A 17,581-nucleotide genomic window follows, 5' to 3' on the forward strand; every position below is an offset into this window, starting at 1 on the left:
AGCCTCCACAGGCTGGGGGGAGTTTTCGGGTACGGCTAAGCACCCGGAGCGACTCCGGGGTGTTTCATCGGGGGCGTTTCAGCTACCTGTGGGGGGCGGGGCGCGACCGGGTTTGACCAGCGAGGCCGCGAGTGAACGTGAATCGTCGTCACAGACGGGGCGCCGGTCGAAGCCGGGGGCGAGAGACAGATATCGGGCGTCAGGCGGGCGGGCCGCGACCGGGTGGCCGCCTCCGCCGCCTCCGGCGAAGCCGGTGGCCGTGGTGAACGAGTGCCGCTGCCGGCTGGGCGGAACCTGGCGGGACAGGGGCTGGTGTTCTCCGGCCGCCGTGACGACGGCCGGGTGCCGCAGCAGGAGGGTGGTGGCCGTGCCGCCGCCCAGACCTCCGGAGACGAGCAGCGGGAGGAGCAGGGAGAGCAGCCAGCCGATGGGCGCACCGCGCCTCGGCTGCCGCATGATCTCCTCCAGGTCGTCGACTACACCGTAGCCCGCCGAGGCGCTTCGCGACCCTCTCCGGAACCTTTCCCGCGATCTCCACCGCGACCTTCCCCCGCGCTCTCCTTCGTGCTTCCCGTGTCCTCCGGACGCGGGGGAGGGTCCGTGGCCGGAGGCGCCGACCGTACGCACCGCGGCCCTTTGACAGGAACATTCGGGCCGTATGTCCGGTGACTAGCGACTACATACCCGCCGTATCTCATAAACGTGCCATGCGGGGGTAGTGCGCATGCATGCGACTGACCTACACAGCTGACTTATGGTGGAAGAACGCGGTCGTCTACTGCCTCGACGTCGAGACCTACAAGGACGGCAACGGAGACGGCATCGGTGACTTCCGCGGTCTCACCCAGCAGGTCGACCACCTGGACCGGCTCGGCGTGACCTGCATCTGGTTGATGCCGTTCTTCCCGAGCCCCAGCCGCGACGACGGCTACGACATCGCGGACTTCTACTCCGTCGACCCCCGCCTCGGCACCCTGGGTGACTTCGTGGAGTTCATGCGCACCGCCAGGGACCGGGGCATGCGCGTGATCGCCGACCTGGTGGTCAACCACACCTCCGACGAGCACCCCTGGTTCAAGGAGGCGCGGTCCGGCAAGGACTCCGCCAAACGAGACTGGTACATCTGGCGGGACGAGCCCGGCCCCGTCGACCCCAAGGCCATCGTCTTCCCCGACAAGGAGGACAGCCTCTGGGAGCTCGACAAGAAGACCGGCCAGTACTACTACCACAGCTTCTACAAGTTCCAGCCGGACCTGAACACGGCCAATCCGGAGGTCCGCGACGAGATCGCGCGCATCCTCGGCTTCTGGATGGAACTCGGGCTGTCCGGGTTCCGGGTGGACGCCGTGCCGTTCCTGATCGAGGGCATCGGCGGCGACCCGCACGAGTATCTCGCCGACCTGCGGGCCTTCATGAACCGTCGCGACGGCACCTCGATCCTGCTGGGCGAGGTCAATCTGCCCTACCCGGACCTGATGAAGTACTTCGGCGACGCCGGCAACGGCGACGAGGTCACCATGTGCTTCGACTTCATCGCCATGCAGCGGTTCCACCTGTCGATGGCCCGCCAGAACCCGGAGCTCCTCGCCGAGGCCCTGCGCGAGCGGCCCGAGCCGCCCGACGACTCCCAGTGGGCCATGTTCGTCCGCAATCACGACGAGCTGACCCTCGACAAGCTCACCGAGTCGCAGAAGCAGGAGGTCTTCGACGCCTTCGGACCCGACAAGAACATGCAGGTCTACGACCGGGGTCTGCGCCGCCGCCTGCCGCCGATGCTCGACGGCGACCTGCGCCGGCTGAAGCTCGCCTACAGCGTGCTGTTCTCGCTGCCGGGCACGCCGGTGCTCTTCTACGGGGAGGAGATCGGTCTGGGCGAGAACCTCAAGGGCGAGGGCCGGATGGCCGTCCGGATCCCGATGCAGTGGTCCGCGAGCGGTGGGTTCTCACCCGATCCCAAGACCTCCGTCCCGTCTCCCACGGGGAAGTTCGGCCCGAAGAACGTCAACGTGAACGACCAGCGCCGCGACCCGGACTCTCTGCTCCGATGGATCATGCTGTTGATCGAGCGCTACCGGGAGTCGCCGGAGCTGGCCTGGGGCGACTACGACGTGCTGGACGCCGGGGACGAGGCGGTGCTGGCGCACCGGGCCGACGCCGAGGGCGGCACCGTGGTCGCCGTTCACAACTTCGCCGACCGCGAGGCGAAGGTGGAGCTCGTGCTCGCCGATCTCGGCCACTGCGACGTGCTGACCGACCTGCTGGTGGACGGCACGCTCGACCTTCCCCGCGACGGCCGGGTGAAGTTCACGCTGGAACCGTACGGCACCCGCTGGTTCCGCGCCTCCGTCCCCGAGACGCCCCTGGAGGACTCTTCCGCCAAGGGCCGGTGACCGCCCTCGCCGAGGCCGTGGGCCTCGCCGTCCGGGACGCCGCCTGAGGCGGCGTCCCGGCTCCCGGCCGGGGATCTCCCACGGCCGGATACCGGGTCCGGCGGAGTCAGGGGCGGTGCGGGCGCACGTGACGCGGGTCTCGTTTGGTCTTGAGCTTGTCCAGCTGGTGGATCAGGTCGTCGCGGACCTCGGCCAGCGCGATGGGCAGATCGGGCTCGGCCGAGGTGGCCACCAGCGGCTCCGCATGGGGAAGCAGGCATTCGAACGTCACGCACTGCTCGGCCCTGTCGCGGTTCTTGATGCTCAGCCGGAGTTCGACCGAGTCGCCGGAGTAGGAGCGCAGCCGTTTTCCCAGGGTGGTGAACCGCTCGACGATTCCGGGGCGCTCGCTCTCGGCGAAGCCCGTGCCGAGGATGAGCCGCTCGCCGATGACGTCCGGCGGTTCGCTGGTCGAATCGGTCATCGTCGAAACCCTCTCTCTGAGTACGGTCAACACTACCTTCGGCGATGACGGGGGTTCCGGCCGGTGGCCCCCGACCCGGGTACGAGGGCGCTCCCAAATGCGCATATGCTGCGCATCGTCGTTTTCGTGGATTTAGTAGGACTTAGAGGGAGAAGCTCGCCGTGTACAAGGAGTTCGCAGTTGAGGCCGTGATGTGGCTGATCCCCGTCGCCGTTCTGCTCGGGGTAGCCTTCATGATCACTGCCTGACCCGGGCTTGGCCGAGTCGCCACCGGAGAGCGGGCCGGCGTCCGGCCGGGGCGGTCTCACGGAGTCGAGATCCGGCCGGGACGGCCATCGGGTCGAGGTCCGGGCCGGGGCGGTCTCACGGAGCCGGCGTCCGGCCGGGACGGCCGTCGGGCCGGCGTCCGGCCGGAACGATCACAGGTCAGCGTTCGGCCAGGACGATCACGGAGTCGGCCTCGCCGAGGCGGAGCGGGCGTGACTTGCTGGGATTGAGGACGACGCCGAAGTGCGGGGCCTCGTTCACCCGGTCCGCCAGACGGTAGCCGATCGCGGTCTCGCCGCGGCGGCGGGCCGCCTCGATCACCGAGGCGAAGCTGACCGGGGCCCCCGGGCGGACGTACCGGTTCGCCGGGCGAGGATAGATCTCCGAGCCGTGGGAGTCGAAGAGGTAGCCGAACACCTCGGCCAGATGCTGGTTCTCGGCGAGCTGGGCCAGGAGCAGGCCGATGACCGTGTCACTGATCACGATGTCGTCGGCCTGGGTGACCTCGGCCAGGCTCCGGTTGTTCTCGTCGTGCATCTCGCTCACGATCGAGTAGCGCTCGCCGAGCGTCGTCTGCATGTCCCGGAGCTGCAGAAGGATCATCAGGGTCCGGGTGTCGGCGTGGTCGGCGCTGTAGCGGTCGTCGGAGAGCACGATCACGTGCTGGTACAGGGCCAGGCCCAGGGACTCCAGCGCGTAGCGGTCGGAGGTGTCGCAGTCCTTGGCGTTCACCGTGAGGTTGGTCAGCCCCTCGAAGCCGATCGCGGCGTCGGGGTGGTCGGAGGCGATGTCCAGGACGGAGCCGGGGGCGACGTATCCGTCGAGATAGCGGACGATCTGGCGGCCCCGGCTGTTCCAGTTGAGGACCAGGGTCCGTTCCGCGCCCGGCTTGACGTGCTCGGCCGAGACGATCGAGCTCTCCTCGGCTCCGGGCGTTCCCGCGGCCAGATGGATCAGCGAGTCGTCGTGGGCGATCACGATGATCTCGTCCGAGGGGGAGATCACCGTGCTCATGGGCGGGTTCAGCATGACCCCGCAGGCCCGGCGCAGGCCGATGACCGTGGCCGTCTGGTAGGCCGGGAGCGCCTCGCCGTACGTCATGCCGACGAGGTCCGGGTCCGAGCGCAGATAGATCTCCCCGTCGGCGAAGTTGAGCAGGTCCATGCAGACCACGGACATGCCCGACTGCCGGGAGGACTGCACGATGAGCCGGGAGGCGGTGTCGTCGGAGTCGACCAGGTGGACGTCCGGGCCTCCGGCGAGGCGGGCGGCGGCCATGTTGGCGGTCGCGGCGATCGCGGCCACCACCGGCGGGTGGTCGCCGGACCGCTTGACCAGCGCGAGCAGCGTCTTGATGACGTGCGCGTCGGGGTCGTCGCCCTGCGGCGACAGGACGACCACGGAGCGGGCCTCGTCCAGGTTCATCAGCTTGAGGTTGGCCGGCTCGGTGGGCCGCCCGGTCCGGCAGACCAGCTTGGTCCTGCCGGTGTCGCCCACGTGCTGCCGGATCTCGTCCTCCATGGCGAGCTTGTCCTTGTCGGCCAGGATCGAGATGACCGATCCGCGGTCGCTCGCGTGTGCCTGGACCAGCTCGGTGACGATCGTGAAGACCTGCTCGGACCAGCCCAGGATCACGATGTGCCCGGTCTCGATGATCCGCGACTTGCCCTTGCGTAACTGCTCGAACCTGTCCTTCAGCCCGTTGGAGAGCACGCCGACGAGCGCGCTCACGATGAAGATCCCGCCCAGCGAGGCGACGAACATCAACGCGACGAACGGTGCGCTTCCGGTGTCGCTGGCGATCTTCCCGGGGCTCAGCGTCCGCATCAGGGCCACCCACATCATGCCCATGGCGCCGTGGTTCTTCTCCGCCTCCGCCGGCGTCAGCCACAGGCTCAAGAGCGTGACCAGCAGGATCAGGCCCAGCGAGATCAGTGCGAGCCAGCCGATCAGGGCCGCCGTGCCCCGCGACATTGTGTTGTCGAACCAGTAACGCACTCGCTCTCGGAATGTCGCCCGTGACACCGAACACCTCCCTGGGGGTAAACCTAGATCAACGGTCTCACAAAAAAGACATGTCGATCAGGTGTTCGCACGTTAGGGAATAGGTGCGGCTCCCCGGGCCGGACGGCGGCTCGCCGGACCGGCTCGACGCCTTCGGCACCCCCTCGGATCCCTATTAATGATCTCTTAGGTGTCAGTCCGCACACGAGCATTGTCATGAACCATCGCTCTCCCCTTTAATCGGACCTTGCGAAGATCGGATTAAAGACCATGAGCGACGCACATCGCCGGGCACAGACCGTTGTGCAGAATATTTTGCGCCTCACCAACCTGTTGATGGCGGGTAAGCGGGTGGCCGTTCTCGGGTACGAACCCGAGCTGGCCGGCCGCCTGCGAGCCATGGGCGCGCAGACCCTCGTGACCGACCCGGCGGCGGCCCTCGACGGCCACCGGGTGCTGCCCGTGGAGAAGGCACTGCCGATCGCCGACCTGGTGATCGGGGCGGCGGGGGAGCATCTGAGCCTCCTGCGGGACGGTGCGATCCTGGCGACGGCAGAGCCCTCCGTGGAGCCTTCCGCCGGGCCGTCCGTGAACCCGTCCGTGAATCCGTCCACCGCATCGCCCACCGCATCGCCCACCGCGCCGTCCGCCCCGCGACCCACCGCGTCGCCGTCCGAGGAGTCCGCCGGGCCGTCCGCGGGTCCGTTCGCGGGGCTGGCGGGGACGAGGGTCCGTGACGGGATCACCGCGTACAGGCTCGATCCCCACCGTGAGGTGTTCGTACTGGACAGCGTGTGTTAGCCGACATCAGGGACCCCTCGCTCCGGGCGCGCGGGCTGGAGAGGATCTCCTGGGCGCGGCGCTTCATGCCGGTGCTGAACGCGATCGGCGGGGAGCTCGACCTGACCGGGCGCAGGGTCGGGCTGGTGCTCATGCTGGAGCCCAAGACCGCGAACCTCGCGCTGGCGCTCAGGGACGCCGGAGCGGACGTGATCGTGACCTGCCCGGCGAGCGAGGTCGCCGACGACGTGGCCGCGGCGCTCGTGCACGAGGGCGTCTCCGTGCTCGCCCGCTCCGACGCCTCGCCCGCCGACGACAGGGACCTCGCGCTGCGCATGCTCCGCGAGCGGCCGGACGTGCTGGTCGACGACGGATCCAGGGTCGTACGGCTGGCACACGCGGAGAACCTCCTGGACGGGCTGGCGGGAGCCGCCGAGGAGACGACCAGCGGTCTGCGTCCCCTGCGGGTGATGGCCGAACGGGGTGAACTGCGGATCCCGGTGCTGGCCGTCAACGACGCTCGCTCGAAGTACCTGTTCGACAACGTTCACGGGACCGGGCAGTCCTGCGTGATGGCCGCACTCGACCTCACCGGCCTCCGGCTCGCCGGAGAGGTCTGCGTGGTCGCGGGCTACGGGTACGTGGGTCAGGGAGTGGCCCGTTACGCCAGGGCGCTCGGCGCCCGGGTCGTCGTGACCGAGGTGGAGCCGTTCGCCGCGCTCCGCGCCCACCACGAGGGGTACGAGGTCCTGCCGCTCCTCGACGCCTGCCCGGAGGCCGCCCTGGTGTTCTCCGCGACCGGCGTCGCGCACACGATCACCGGAGAGCACCTGCGGGCCATGAGGCCCGGCGCCGTGGTGGCCGTCGCCGGAGGCGTGCCGGAGGAGGTCGAGAGCGGCGACGTGCCGCCGGGCGTCACGGTGCTGGCCGGCGGGGAGTGCGTGAACTGCGCCGCGGCCGAGGGCAACCCGATCGAGATCATGGATCTCTCGCTGGCCGTACAGGCGCTCGCGGTGGAACACCTCGTCGGGCACGGCCACGCGCTGGCGCCCGCGGTCCACCTCATGCCCGCCGAGCTGGACGAGAGGGTCGCCCGGCTCAAGCTGCGCGCGCTGGGGATCGGCCTCGACACACCAACCGCACGGCAGCGAGAGTTTCTGGGAAGTGGACTGTGACCATCAAGCTCCGGGGCGCCTCGGTCCGTTACCACTCCACCGGCAGGCAGGTGCTGGGCGAGGTGGACCTCGCCGTGGGTCCGGGGGACCTCGCGCTGGTCAGCGGGCCCTCCGGCGGCGGCAAGAGCACCCTGCTCCGGTTGCTCAACGGGCTCATCCCGCACGCCTACCGGGCGGAGGTGACCGGTGAGGTCATGGTCGGCGGGCGGCCGGTGGCCGGGCAGAGCGTCAGGGAGCTGTCCACCGTCGTCGGCACCCTGCTCCAGGATCCCGGCAAGCAGATCGTCGGCACCACCGTCGACACCGAGCTGGCCTTCGGCCCGGAGAACCTGGGGCTGAGCCGCGCGGAGATCCGCCGCCGGATCGGCGAGGTGGTCGAGCGGGTCGGCATCCGGCACCTGCTCGGCCGGGCCACCGCCGAGCTGAGCGGCGGGGAGCTGCAGATGGTCGCGTTCGCCGGGGTGCTGGTGATGCGGCCCCAGGTCGTCGTCGTGGACGAACCGCTGGCGAACCTCGACCTGGAGGCGAGCCTGCGTCTCATGGGGGAGCTGCGCCGGTTCGTCGACGACGGCGGGGCCGCCGTGGTCGTCGAGCACCGGGTCGAGGAGATCCTGGAGTTCGCCCCCTCGCAGGTCCTCTACCTGGAGGGCGGGCGGCCCCGTTACGCGGGGGACGTGGACGGCTTCCTCGCGGCCGCGCCCGTGGCCCACGTGAAGCTGCCGTTCGAGACGCTCGTCGCCAGGGCCGCCGAGCTGCCCTCCGTTCCCGGTCTGTCCCGCGAGGAGATCCCGCCCGTCCCGGCCGATCGGCCCGGTGCGGCGCCGGATCCCACCCCGCGGGCCCCCGCGGATCCTTCGCGCACGGGACCCGCCTCCGCGGCACCGGACCCGAGGCTGGACTACCGGCGGGTCACGCTGGGGTACGGCGAGCGGAGCGTGCTGGCCGAGGTGGACCTGGCGCTCGGCGCCCACCAGCGGGTCGCGATCCTCGGAAGGAACGGGGCGGGGAAGTCCACCCTGCTGCGCGCGGCCGTACGGCTCCTCGAACCGCTGAGCGGCACGGTCCACGTGGACGGCGCGCCCGTCGTCGAGCGCTCGACCCGGGATCTGGCCACCACCTTCGGATACGTCTTCCAGAACCCCGGCCAGGCGCTGTTCTGCGCGACGGTCGCCGACGAGCTGGCCTTCGGCCCCCGCAACCTCGGCTGGTCCGCCGACGAGATCGAGCGCGTGTCGGGGGAGGTGCTGCGCGCGATGCTCCTCGACGGCGAGGACGACATCATGAACCGCACGCCGCGCACGCTCTCCCACGGCCAGCAGCGCCGGCTCACCGTCGCCCTGGCCCTGGCCATGCGGCCCCGCACGCTCATCCTCGACGAGCCCACCGCGGGTCAGGACCTGCACACCACGACCCTGTTCATGCGGCAGGTCCTGGCCGCCGCAGAGAGCGTCTACTTCATCACCCACGACGTCGATCTGGCGCTGACCTGCGCCGACCGGATCGTCGTCGTCGACGGAGGCCGCGTCGTCGCCGACATGTCGCCCGCCGGGCTCGCCGGCGACGCGGACGTGTGGACGCGCGCCGGACTCCGTCAGACCAGCCTGGTCCGGGCCATCCGCGACCACCTGCACGGCCGTCACGGCCTTCACGGCGCGGGAGGGGTCATCCACCCGTTCGACCTCGCGCGCTTCGTCTCCCATCGATCCCCCCAGGAAGGAACCTCCCCCTCATGAGCACCGGGGCCTTATCGCAGCGTCACTCCCCATGGTCGATCAACTCCAGGACGGTCGTGTTCGGCGCCGTCGGCGCGGCGCTCTACGCCGTGCTCGGCCTGTTCAGCTTCCTCATCCCGGGCACCCAGAGCGTCACCGTCCGTCCCGCGTTCGCGATCGTGCCGTTCTTCGGCAAGCGCTTCGGTGTCATCGCGGGCTTCTTCGTCGGCTTCGTCGGCAACGTCATCATCGACCTCCTCCAGGGCTCCGGCCTGCAGTACTGGAACTGGAGCGTGGCCAACGGACTGGTCGGCGCCGTGGCCGCACTGATCTTCGCCGCGATCCCGCCCATCGCCAACGAGGCCGTCCGCCACATCGTCACCGCGCTCGGCGCCCTCGCCGCGACCGCGATCGGGCTCCTCTTCGTCATCACCGACATCTGGTTCCAGGAGGGGGTCGACTTCAACGTCTTCCTGACCCTGAACTACCTCCCGGCGCTGCTGGCCAACGGCATCGCGGTCGTCATCCTGGTGCCGGTGCTGGACGCGGCCTGGGAGCCTCTCTCCAAGCGGGCGGGCCTGTAACCGATGGACATCACGCCACGTTATCTGGGTTCGGGGTCCTTTCTCGGGCGCCGTGACCCACGGCTGCTCCTGCTGGTCCCGGTGCTCTATCTCGTGGCGGTGGCGAACGTGGCCGACGTGCGCGGCATGCTGTTCTGCACCGCGATCGCCTGGCTGTACTACCGCGCCGCGGGCATCCCGTGGCGCGCGGTCAGGGCGAACTGGGCACTGCTGCTCACCTTCACCCTGATCCTGGTCGTGGTGAACAGCGTCGTCACCGGAGCGGACACCCGCGCGGGAACCGGTCCGGCGCTGTTCACCATCCCGATCACCGGCACCGAGATGACCTGGACCACGCTGTCGTACGCGGTGACCACGCTGCTCCGCTACATCTCGCTCAGCATGGTCAGCTTCCCCGTGGCCTTCAACGTCGCGCCCAGCGACCTCGGCACCGCCCTCGCCCGCCTGCGCCTGTCGCAGCGCCTCGCCTACGGAGTGGACCTGACCTTCCGATTCCTGCCGTCCACCGCCGCCGCGCTGCGCGAGACCATCGACGCCCAGCGGGTCCGCGGTTACGAGCACAGCCGCAGCCGTAACCCGTTCAGGAAGCTCCTGTCGCTGAAACCCGTCGTGGTCCCGGTGACGGTGAACGCGCTGATCGACGCCGAGGACACCGTCAACGCCATGGACCTGCGCGGGTTCGGAGCCAGGCACCGCACCTGGATGCGCGAGCTCTCCTTCGGCCGTACGGACTACCTGGTCCTGGCCGGGTTCGCGATGCTCGCGGGGGCGATGACCATGACCAAGATCCTCGGGCCGTTCGGCGAGGTGTGGACGCCGTGATCCACTCCGCACCGCTGATCCTTCCGGTCAGCGCGCCCTTCCTCCACGACGGAGCCCTGGTCGTACGGCACGGCCGGATCGTCGCGACCGGCCCGCGCAGGGAGATCCTGGCCGAGTGGCAGGGGGAGGAGGAGACCCGCTGGGACGGGATGATCGTCGCCGGTCTGGTCAACGCCCACACGCACCTGCAGTACACGTCCATGGACAAGGTGGGCCGGCAGCGCTACGCCTCCCTGGAGGAGTGGTCCACGGCCTTCGACGAGGTCTACTTCGGCGCCCCGGTCGACTGGGCGGCCAGTGCCCGGGAGGGGGCCCGGCAGGCGGTGCGGTACGGAACCACCTCGGCCGCCGACGTCGTCACCGACCTTGAGGCCCTGGGCGCGCTGCGGGAGGCGGGTCTCGGCGGCCTGCCGTACCTGGAGGTGCTCGGCGACACCGACGAGAGCTGGGCCGCGTCGGGGCGGGAGCGGTTCGTCGCCCTGCTGGAGGCCGCCGGGCAGCCGGTGGGAATCTCCCCGCACGCGCCGTACACCCTGGACACCGGGGTGCTCGGGGACGTCACGAGGCTCGCCCACGATCGGGGCCTGCGCCTGCACATCCATCTCGCGGAGGGTGAGCACGAGCGGGAGTACACGGTCTCGGGCACCGGGCCGCTGGCCCGGATGGTCAGGGGGCTGGAGTTCGACTTCGCCGTCCTGCGCGAGGGGGGCACCGGGCTCGGCCCGGCCGCGCTTCTCGGCGAGCTGGGCATGCTGGGGCCCGGCTGCCACATCGCGCACGGCGTGTATCTCGACGCCGACGACCGGGCGCTGCTCCGCGCGCGCGGCACCGCCGTCGCGCTCTGCCCCCGCTCCAACCGGACGCTCGGACTGGAGGGCCCGGACGTGGCCGCGCTGCTCACCGAGGGCAACCTCGTCGCGGTCGGCACGGACTCGCTCGCCTCCTCGCCGTCACTGGACGTGCTGGCGGACGTGGCGGCGCTGCGCGACCTCGCGGTGCGGCAGGGCTACCGGGCGGCGGACCTGGACCGCAGGCTCATCGAGGCCGCGACGCTGGGCGGGGCCCACGCGATGGGGATCGAGGGGGGTCTCGCCCCCGGCGGACCTGCCGATTTCGCGGTCTTCGACATCGAGGCGGGGACGGAGCCGTATCGCGCTCTGATCGAGGAGGGACCGGGACGATGCCTCGCGACGATCATCGGCGGCAAAATGATCTGGGATTCCCGGACGTCGGCCGCTACTGACTGTTACTCTGCAGGCTTTCGCGATATTTACTGATATTGCAGGCATGGAGACATGGCATCCCGGACCATTCGCTTCAAGCTCTACGCGTTGCTCAGCCTGCCGATCGTGGCGCTCGTCGCGCTGTGGGCGTTCGTCACCGGCTACGTCGTCGGAGACTTCTTCGAGTTGCGCCAGGCCGGCACCCTGTACGACCAGGTGTCGGCGCCCGCCACCGCGCTGGCCACCGAGGTGCAGCACGAACGCAGGGTCTCCGCCATCCAGCTCAGCACCGCCTCCGGGCGTGCCGACGGACTGCCCGAGGCGCGCGGGCAGACGGACCGGGCGATCGATGACTTCCTGCGGCGCGCCACCGCGCTGGAGACCACGTCGGTGCTCAGCCCGAAGCTGGGCGACGCGCTCGCGGAGGTCACCGCACAGGTGCAGAAGCTGCGCACGATCCGAGGGGACATCGACGGGGGCATCGTCAACCGCCTCCAGGCGGTCCAGGCGTTCAGCACCATCACCGACGCGATCTACCGGCTCCAGGACCAGGTCGTCACCGTCTCGGAGATCGATCTCTACCAGCAGGCCGTCGGGCTCCAGCGGATCTCCCACGCGCACGACCTGCTGTCCAGGGAGGACGCGCTGATCTCCGGCGCGATCCTGGCGGGCGAGCTGACCCACGACGAGTACGAGGCGATGGAGGTGCTCGCCCCGAACCGGCGGCTGCTGCTCTCCGAGGGGGTCGCGGCGCTGGACGACGAGCTCAGCGCTCCCTTCAACGCGCTCCTCGTCTCCCCCACCTACCGGGGGCTGGTCGCCCTGGAGCTGGAGATCGCCGATGCGTCGACGCTTCCCCGCGACCGGAACGCCTGGCAGCCCCTCGCCGGAGCCTTCAGCGCGACCGTGGACCGGTTCCTGGTCAGCCGGGCCTCGCTGCTGAACGATCGCGCCGACGCCGCGGCGGGCGGCATCATCGCGCAGATCATCATCGCGGGTGGCCTCGGTCTCGCCGCGATCCTGGGTGCGGTGATCCTGTCGGCCAAGCTCGGCAGGAGGCTCGCCGAGGAGCTGGGTCACCTGCGGATGACGGCCCTGGAGCTGGCCGAGGTGCGGCTGCCCCAGGTCGTCGAGCGGCTCAGGCGAGGGGAGACGGTGGACGTGAAGGCCGACGCGCCGCCCATCCCCACGACCGGCACCACGTTGGAGATCACCGACGTCGCCCGGGCCTTCTCCACCGTGCAGAGCACGGCGGTCGAGGCCGCCGTGGGGGAGGCCAGACTTCGCCACGGCTTCAACCGGGTCTTCCGCAACCTGGCCCGGCGCAACCAGTCACTGGTCCACCGCCAGCTCACCCAGCTCGACTCCATGCAGCGCAAGACCTCCGAGCCCGAGGTCCTGGAGGACCTCTACCGGCTGGACCACCTCACCACCCGCATGCGGCGGCAGTCGGAAGGTCTGATCATCCTTTCCGGCGCCACGGCGGGCCGTACCTGGCGCAACCCCGTGCCCATCCTGGACATGGTCCGCGCGGCCGTGGCCGAGGTCGAGGACTACAAGCGGATCACCGTGCTTCCCATGCCGGACGCCAAGCTGACCGGCACCGCCACCGCCGACGTCACCCACCTGCTGGCCGAGCTGCTGGAGAACGCGACGGTCTTCTCGCCGCCCACCACCATGGTGAGCGTCCGAGGGGGAGTCGCCGGGCGGGGCTTCGTGGTGGAGGTGGAGGACCGGGGGCTCGGCCTGCAGGCCAGGGAGTGCGAGGCGATCAACGAACGGCTCGCCAGCCCGCCCGAGTTCGACGTGGCCGACAGCGAGCAGCTCGGGCTGTTCGTGGTGAGCCAGCTGGCGGCCCGGCACGGCATCAAGGTCACCCTGAACCGTTCCCCCTACGGGGGCACCACGGCGGTGGTGTTCATCCCGCAGACGGTGCTCACGGGCGCCGAGGGCGTGCCGGCAGGGGTGATGGCCGGAGAATAGCCGTCACGGCCAGCGCGGCGGCGAGGCAGGCGACCGGGATCACCGGCAGGACGTAGCGGTGGTCGAAGTCGAGGACCGCCACCGGTCCCACCAGCAGCGCCACCGCGACCCCCCAGGGCAGCAGCGCCACCCGCCGCCGCAGTGCCGCGCCCAGCCCGCCGACCGCCAGGATCACGCCGAGCAGCGGGCCGCGCAGGTAGGCGGGGTACTGGTAGGCCACGAGGAAGCCCGCGTACGGCTCGACCGAGGACAGGCCGCGAATGTCCGGGTCGTACTGCTCGCGCACCTTGTCGATCAGCGGGAAGTCGGGCAGCGGCCAGTTTCCCTGCCCGAAGCCGAAGGCCGGAGTCGTCCGCTTGGGGTGGGCTATCGGGGTCCAGGCGAAGGCGATCGAGGTGTCCTTCACCACCTCGCGGAGATAGTCGAACGGCTGGGCCGCGATGGCGCGCAGGGCGAAGGAGCGGGCCAGGTCGTTGTGGGAGAACCTGTCGCCGGGGAGCCGGTTGAGCGAGGAGCCGGGGGCCCACACGTATTCCGACGCCGCGTCCACGACCGTGCCGTTCGGGCACAGCCTCGCCTCCTCCGGCGGTGGCTTGACCGCCGCGCAGTCGGCGAAGGTCATCGTGCGCGCCCACAGCGCGACCCCGTCGGCTCCGCTGAGGGCGAACCTGCCGTAGTGGTGGTCGTACCAGCCCGCGTAGGCGGCGAGCGGGAGGGTTCCGGCGAGCGCCAGGGCCGCCAGAGGCCGCCACCCCACGCGCTGTACGGCCAGCAGGACCAGGACCACGACCAGCAGGGGCAGCGCGATCGTCCTGGTCAGCGCGGCCGTCGCGAACAGCAGGCCCGCCCCCGTGGCGGCCCGTGCCGACAGCTCCGGCGACCACATCAGGGTGGTGAGCCCGGCGACGACGAGGAAGATGAACTGCGTGTCCGACAGGACGGCGTGTTCGAGCCGCAGGAAGGAGGCGTCGAACAGGACGGGAACGGTGGCCAGGGTCGCTCCCCAGGCGGGCAACGACCTGCGGCGGAGCAGAGCGTAGATCATCAGCCCGATCCCGAGGCCCATGGCGTGCTGGACGGCCGCGATCACCTCCACGCTGTGGAGGGGCCACAGGGCCCTCAGCAGGAGCGGGTAGCCGATCGGGTGGAAGGCGGCCGACGGTCTGAGATGGACGGCGGTGTCCAGGTAGGAGAAGGAGTCGTACCAGTAGAGCTGGGCGGGCCGGTAGCCGAGCATCGTGACCGCGCGCAGGGCCGCGGCCAGCGCGAGGACCGCGGCGAAGAGGCGGTGGGTCGCGAGCGCGCGGCGGGCCTGGGGAGTCGCCACCGGGCGGAGGTCTGTGAGCACGCCGAATCCGATCGTCGTCGTGGGGGAGCCGGCGCATGCGAAAGAGAGCGCACGGCGGAAGGAGAACGTGAATGAGCCGGGGCGGCCGGGAGCGGCGGTCAGCCGGCCGCGGTCAGGGGCTCTCCGCGAGAGAGAGGTTCGACTCGCACATCAGAGAGACGCCGGGCAGGGCGTTTCTGCTGCTTCACCCGGCGCACGATTTTTGTCCGTACCCGGCCCCGTCCCGCCGCCCGGTCGTGACCCGCCTCGGTGAAGGACCTCTCTCCGCGATCCGCGATCCGGAGATGTCACAGCCCCCGACCGCGAACGCGCCGCCGGGCAGGGGAGTGCGCGCTCGCGATTTTCTCGTGGGAGGTCTAGTCCGAGACCATGACTCCCCCCGGGATGTCCCCGGCTTCCTCCGGGACGTTCTCGGCGGCCGTGTCCGAGGTGAGGCCGGGCTTCGCGCACCGGTTCTCCGGAGCGAAGGGGGCGGATTCGGGCGAGGTGAGCCTCTTCTTGGTGGGTGAGACCAGCACGATCGCCGAGGTCGAGGATTCCAGTACGGCGTCATGGACGTACCACGATCCGGGCGCCGAGTCGCGCGTTCCCTCCCGGTCGTAGGAGGCGAGCTTCAGCGTGATGCCGCGTCCCTCCAGCATCGGCCGCACCTCGTCGAGGGTCTTGTTGACGAAGTCGACGCAGTGGAGCGGCTCGCCGGGCGCCGCGAGACTGATCCGCCAGTTGTACTTCTCACCCGGGCGGCCCTTACGCGCGAGGGAGACGAAGGCCCGTCCCGTGAAGGTGATGGGGACCTTGAGCCCGATCGGGCAGCCCGCTTCGAAGCGGCAGGCTCCTGGACGGTCGATCGTCGAGATGAGGTCCTTCCTGCTCTTCCGTTCCGCGTCGGACAGGCCGTCGGCCTGCCAGTCCATCACCATGATCCGGCCGTCGAGGCTCGGCGGCGCCGATGCGACGTTGAGTGTGATCTTGAGGCCGCGGGCCCGGAGCTCGGACTCGTACATCTTCGGACTGGCGTAGAGATCCTTGACCGTGATGACGTAGTAGCCGCCCTCCGGCTTGATGTCGAGGGCGGCCGAGGCCGGGGTCGCGCCGAAGCCGGTGGGAAGCACCCAGCTCAGCACCATGGTCGCGGCGACGAGTCCGGCGACGATCGGCACCGAGAACCGCCAGGGCCGCCGGGCGGGCGCGAGGACCGGGGCCGTGGTGATCTCGTCGAACAGCTCCCTGGCGCCGGGGGTCATCCCGGGCCCCGGGTCGGGCGCGATTCCCGCGACGAGGCGGTCGATGTCGTTCATCACAGCTGTCCTTTCGCCAGTGCGATCGCGCGTGAGCCGTACCTGGCCATGTCGAGTCCCGCGGCGTCCAGCTCCCTGGCGAGCCGTTTCCTGGCCCGATGCAGCCGCAGGCGCACCGCGCCGTGGGAGCAGCCCAGAACCTTCGCGACCTCCTCGCCGCTCAGCCCTTCCCAGCTGATCAGGGAGAGCAGCTCCCGGTCGTCGGGGCGCAGGCGCATGAAGGCCCGGCGAATCCCGTGGGGATCCTCCTCGACGACGTTCTCGGACCAGACGGCCAGTTCGGCGCGGAGCCGTACGGCCAGCGCGGTCCGCCGGGTCTCGTCCCTGCGTTTGTTGGCCAGGGTCCGGCGGGCCACGCCGTACAGCCAGAGCCGGGCCTCGTTCCCCTCGGGGATGTCGTCCACCCTGCGCCAGGCCGTGGTGAACGTCTCGGCGAGCGCGTCGGCGGCGTCGTCGGGGGAATCGGTGCGCCGCCGCACATAGGCGAGGAGGTCCGGATAGTGCGCGTCGTAGATCTCCTCGAAGCGCTGCTTGGGTTCAGGGGGGCCCACGCTGCTTCCTTTCGATGGGGACTCTTCGACTCCACATGTCCGGATATGGATGCGTGTTTCATCTCCGACGGGACCTTTTCCAGCCACTTCTGCGACCGGGTCGGGTGATCGAGGCGTTCACGGCGGCGGTCCGGGCCGGTGAATGAGGCGAACCGTACTAAAACGACTCCACCGGTCCGTGCCGGGAGCCTTGGACACCCGTGATCGCGCACCGTTATGGCTCCGCTGCGATAAGCGATACGTCGGCTGCCAAGTCGTTTGCAAATCGCCTCGTTCACGGTGTGACCACCAGCCGTACGCGAGACGGGAGCCGCGCGGATCGGGCGCGTCGCACGACCTGAGCGGAGCCCCCCATGCGCAAGGTTTTCCTGGTCTTCGCCGGTCTACTGCTCGTCGCGGCCCGTGCTGCTCTCGGTGGACGGCCGGGACGACCTGGGCCTGCTGGTGACCGGCGGTGAGGGCGCCGCGCCGCCGCCGGCCCGGGGGCCGGTGCTCGTCACCACCCCGTTCGACGCGGGCCGCGCCTCGGGCAACCATCCCGAGTGAGTCACGGCCGGGGGACTCGGATCGTCCCCGACGGTGAGGCCGTTCTCGGTCAGGCGGCCTGCCCGAAGGACTCCTCGGACAGGACAAGGTCGAGGAGACCGGGAAAACGGGCGTCGAGGTCGCCCCGGCGGAGGGTGATGTAGAACTTGCGTCCGGACGGACGCTGCCAGATGACGCCGCTCTCACGGAGCACCCGCCAGTGGTGGGTGAGGGTCGACTTCGGGACGCCGGGCGCGATCACACCGCAGAACATCTCCTCGCCAGGGGCGAGCGTCCGGACGATCGCAGCCCGGACCGGGTGACCGAGCGCGGTGAGAACCTCTTCCAGCCTGAACTGCTCGGGCGACGGGTGAAGCAGTGTCATGGAGCGATTGTACGGAAAAAGCGAACTTGACGGCATGGCCTCAATTGTACGATGATCCCGAACAATCAAAC

General features: G+C 70.1%; 16 protein-coding genes. 9 read left to right on the plus strand and 7 right to left on the minus strand.

Translation table 11 applies throughout. The features are described 5' to 3' along the window. Positions 1–78 precede the first annotated feature (78 nt). Positions 79–456: a hypothetical protein gene (locus J2853_RS38195; RefSeq protein WP_307565967.1), complete on the minus strand. Its 378-nt coding sequence runs from the start codon at positions 454–456 to the stop codon at positions 79–81. Between the two features lie 272 nt (positions 457–728). Between J2853_RS38195 and J2853_RS38200 the strand changes: the two genes are divergently transcribed. Beyond that, positions 729–2,390, plus strand: coding sequence for an alpha-amylase family protein (locus tag J2853_RS38200; protein ID WP_307565969.1), 1,662 nt, complete (start codon positions 729–731; stop codon positions 2,388–2,390). Between the two features lie 106 nt (positions 2,391–2,496). Here the strand turns inward: J2853_RS38200 and J2853_RS38205 are convergent, their stop codons facing one another. Together J2853_RS38205 and J2853_RS38210 are read right to left on the minus strand one after the other, a co-directional pair. Beyond that, the gene (locus J2853_RS38205) at positions 2,497–2,853 is read right to left on the minus strand and encodes a hypothetical protein (protein WP_307565971.1); all 357 of its coding nucleotides are present in this window, start codon (positions 2,851–2,853) and stop codon (positions 2,497–2,499) included. Positions 2,854–3,279: 426 nt separating this feature from the next. Beyond that, the gene (locus J2853_RS38210; RefSeq protein ID WP_307565972.1) at positions 3,280–5,145 is read right to left on the minus strand and encodes a CASTOR/POLLUX-related putative ion channel; all 1,866 of its coding nucleotides are present in this window, start codon (positions 5,143–5,145) and stop codon (positions 3,280–3,282) included. Positions 5,146–5,394: 249 nt separating this feature from the next. Here J2853_RS38210 and J2853_RS38215 point away from each other — a divergent pair, with 249 nt between their 5' ends. The 7 genes from J2853_RS38215 to J2853_RS38245 are packed head-to-tail and all read left to right on the plus strand — an operon-like array spanning position 5,395 to position 13,403. Further along, positions 5,395–5,925, plus strand: coding sequence for a hypothetical protein (locus J2853_RS38215; protein ID WP_307565973.1), 531 nt, complete (start codon positions 5,395–5,397; stop codon positions 5,923–5,925). Next, the gene (locus tag J2853_RS38220) at positions 5,919–7,079 is read left to right on the plus strand and encodes an adenosylhomocysteinase (RefSeq protein WP_307565974.1); all 1,161 of its coding nucleotides are present in this window, start codon (positions 5,919–5,921) and stop codon (positions 7,077–7,079) included. Before J2853_RS38215 ends, J2853_RS38220 begins: the two co-directional genes overlap by 7 nt. After that, on the plus strand, positions 7,076–8,812 hold the full coding sequence (locus J2853_RS38225) for an ABC transporter ATP-binding protein (RefSeq protein ID WP_307565976.1): 1,737 nt from the start codon (positions 7,076–7,078) through the stop codon (positions 8,810–8,812). Before J2853_RS38220 ends, J2853_RS38225 begins: the two co-directional genes overlap by 4 nt. Continuing rightward, the gene (locus tag J2853_RS38230) at positions 8,809–9,375 is read left to right on the plus strand and encodes an ECF transporter S component (protein ID WP_307565978.1); all 567 of its coding nucleotides are present in this window, start codon (positions 8,809–8,811) and stop codon (positions 9,373–9,375) included. Before J2853_RS38225 ends, J2853_RS38230 begins: the two co-directional genes overlap by 4 nt. Before the next feature lie 3 nt (positions 9,376–9,378). Then, a complete protein-coding gene (locus J2853_RS38235) occupies positions 9,379–10,197 on the plus strand; it encodes an energy-coupling factor transporter transmembrane component T family protein (RefSeq protein WP_307565979.1) in 819 nt (272 codons plus the stop codon). Beyond that, complete coding sequence (locus J2853_RS38240) at positions 10,194–11,474, plus strand: amidohydrolase family protein (protein ID WP_307565981.1); 1,281 nt, start codon at positions 10,194–10,196, stop codon at positions 11,472–11,474. The genes J2853_RS38235 and J2853_RS38240 overlap by 4 nt, the downstream gene beginning before the upstream one ends. An 18-nt stretch (positions 11,475–11,492) precedes the next feature. Next, on the plus strand, positions 11,493–13,403 hold the full coding sequence (locus tag J2853_RS38245) for a sensor histidine kinase (protein ID WP_307565982.1): 1,911 nt from the start codon (positions 11,493–11,495) through the stop codon (positions 13,401–13,403). Here the strand turns inward: J2853_RS38245 and J2853_RS38250 are convergent. From J2853_RS38250 to J2853_RS38260, 3 genes are all read right to left on the minus strand, one after another. Beyond that, positions 13,357–14,751 carry a hypothetical protein gene (locus J2853_RS38250; RefSeq protein ID WP_307565983.1) on the minus strand — a complete coding sequence of 465 codons (1,395 nt, stop codon included), beginning with the start codon at positions 14,749–14,751 and terminating at the stop codon, positions 13,357–13,359. The genes J2853_RS38245 and J2853_RS38250 overlap by 47 nt on opposite strands. 356 nt (positions 14,752–15,107) lie before the next feature. Continuing rightward, complete coding sequence (locus J2853_RS38255; protein ID WP_307565984.1) at positions 15,108–16,049, minus strand: hypothetical protein; 942 nt, start codon at positions 16,047–16,049, stop codon at positions 15,108–15,110. Beyond that, entirely contained in the window at positions 16,049–16,600 is a 552-nt protein-coding gene (locus J2853_RS38260; RefSeq protein ID WP_307565986.1) for an RNA polymerase sigma factor, read from the minus strand. Before J2853_RS38260 ends, J2853_RS38255 begins: the two co-directional genes overlap by 1 nt. Positions 16,601–17,002: 402 nt before the next feature. On the opposite strand from J2853_RS38260, the gene J2853_RS38265 reads away from it, so the two are divergent. After that, positions 17,003–17,146 carry a hypothetical protein gene (locus J2853_RS38265; RefSeq protein ID WP_307565988.1) on the plus strand — a complete coding sequence of 48 codons (144 nt, stop codon included), beginning with the start codon at positions 17,003–17,005 and terminating at the stop codon, positions 17,144–17,146. Between the two features lie 49 nt (positions 17,147–17,195). Here J2853_RS38265 and J2853_RS38270 read toward each other — a convergent pair whose 3' ends face one another. Beyond that, complete coding sequence (locus J2853_RS38270) at positions 17,196–17,510, minus strand: ArsR/SmtB family transcription factor (RefSeq protein WP_307565990.1); 315 nt, start codon at positions 17,508–17,510, stop codon at positions 17,196–17,198. Between the last annotated feature and the right edge of the window lie 71 nt (positions 17,511–17,581).

The organism is Streptosporangium lutulentum, assembly GCF_030811455.1.
Classification (GTDB): domain Bacteria; phylum Actinomycetota; class Actinomycetes; order Streptosporangiales; family Streptosporangiaceae; genus Streptosporangium; species Streptosporangium lutulentum.

Excerpts from the sequence above, each read along its gene's own strand:
- J2853_RS38200 (WP_307565969.1), top strand. The coding sequence starts at position 729 with ATGCGACTGACCTACACAGCTGACTTATGGTGGAAGAACGCGGTCGTC.
- J2853_RS38205 (WP_307565971.1), bottom strand. The coding sequence starts at position 2,853 with ATGACCGATTCGACCAGCGAACCGCCGGACGTCATCGGCGAGCGGCTC.
- J2853_RS38255 (WP_307565984.1), bottom strand. The coding sequence starts at position 16,049 with ATGAACGACATCGACCGCCTCGTCGCGGGAATCGCGCCCGACCCGGGG.
- J2853_RS38195 (WP_307565967.1), bottom strand. The coding sequence starts at position 456 with ATGCGGCAGCCGAGGCGCGGTGCGCCCATCGGCTGGCTGCTCTCCCTG.
- J2853_RS38230 (WP_307565978.1), top strand. The coding sequence starts at position 8,809 with ATGAGCACCGGGGCCTTATCGCAGCGTCACTCCCCATGGTCGATCAAC.
- J2853_RS38270 (WP_307565990.1), bottom strand. The coding sequence starts at position 17,510 with ATGACACTGCTTCACCCGTCGCCCGAGCAGTTCAGGCTGGAAGAGGTT.
- J2853_RS38215 (WP_307565973.1), top strand. The coding sequence starts at position 5,395 with ATGAGCGACGCACATCGCCGGGCACAGACCGTTGTGCAGAATATTTTG.
- J2853_RS38235 (WP_307565979.1), top strand. The coding sequence starts at position 9,379 with ATGGACATCACGCCACGTTATCTGGGTTCGGGGTCCTTTCTCGGGCGC.
- J2853_RS38245 (WP_307565982.1), top strand. The coding sequence starts at position 11,493 with ATGGCATCCCGGACCATTCGCTTCAAGCTCTACGCGTTGCTCAGCCTG.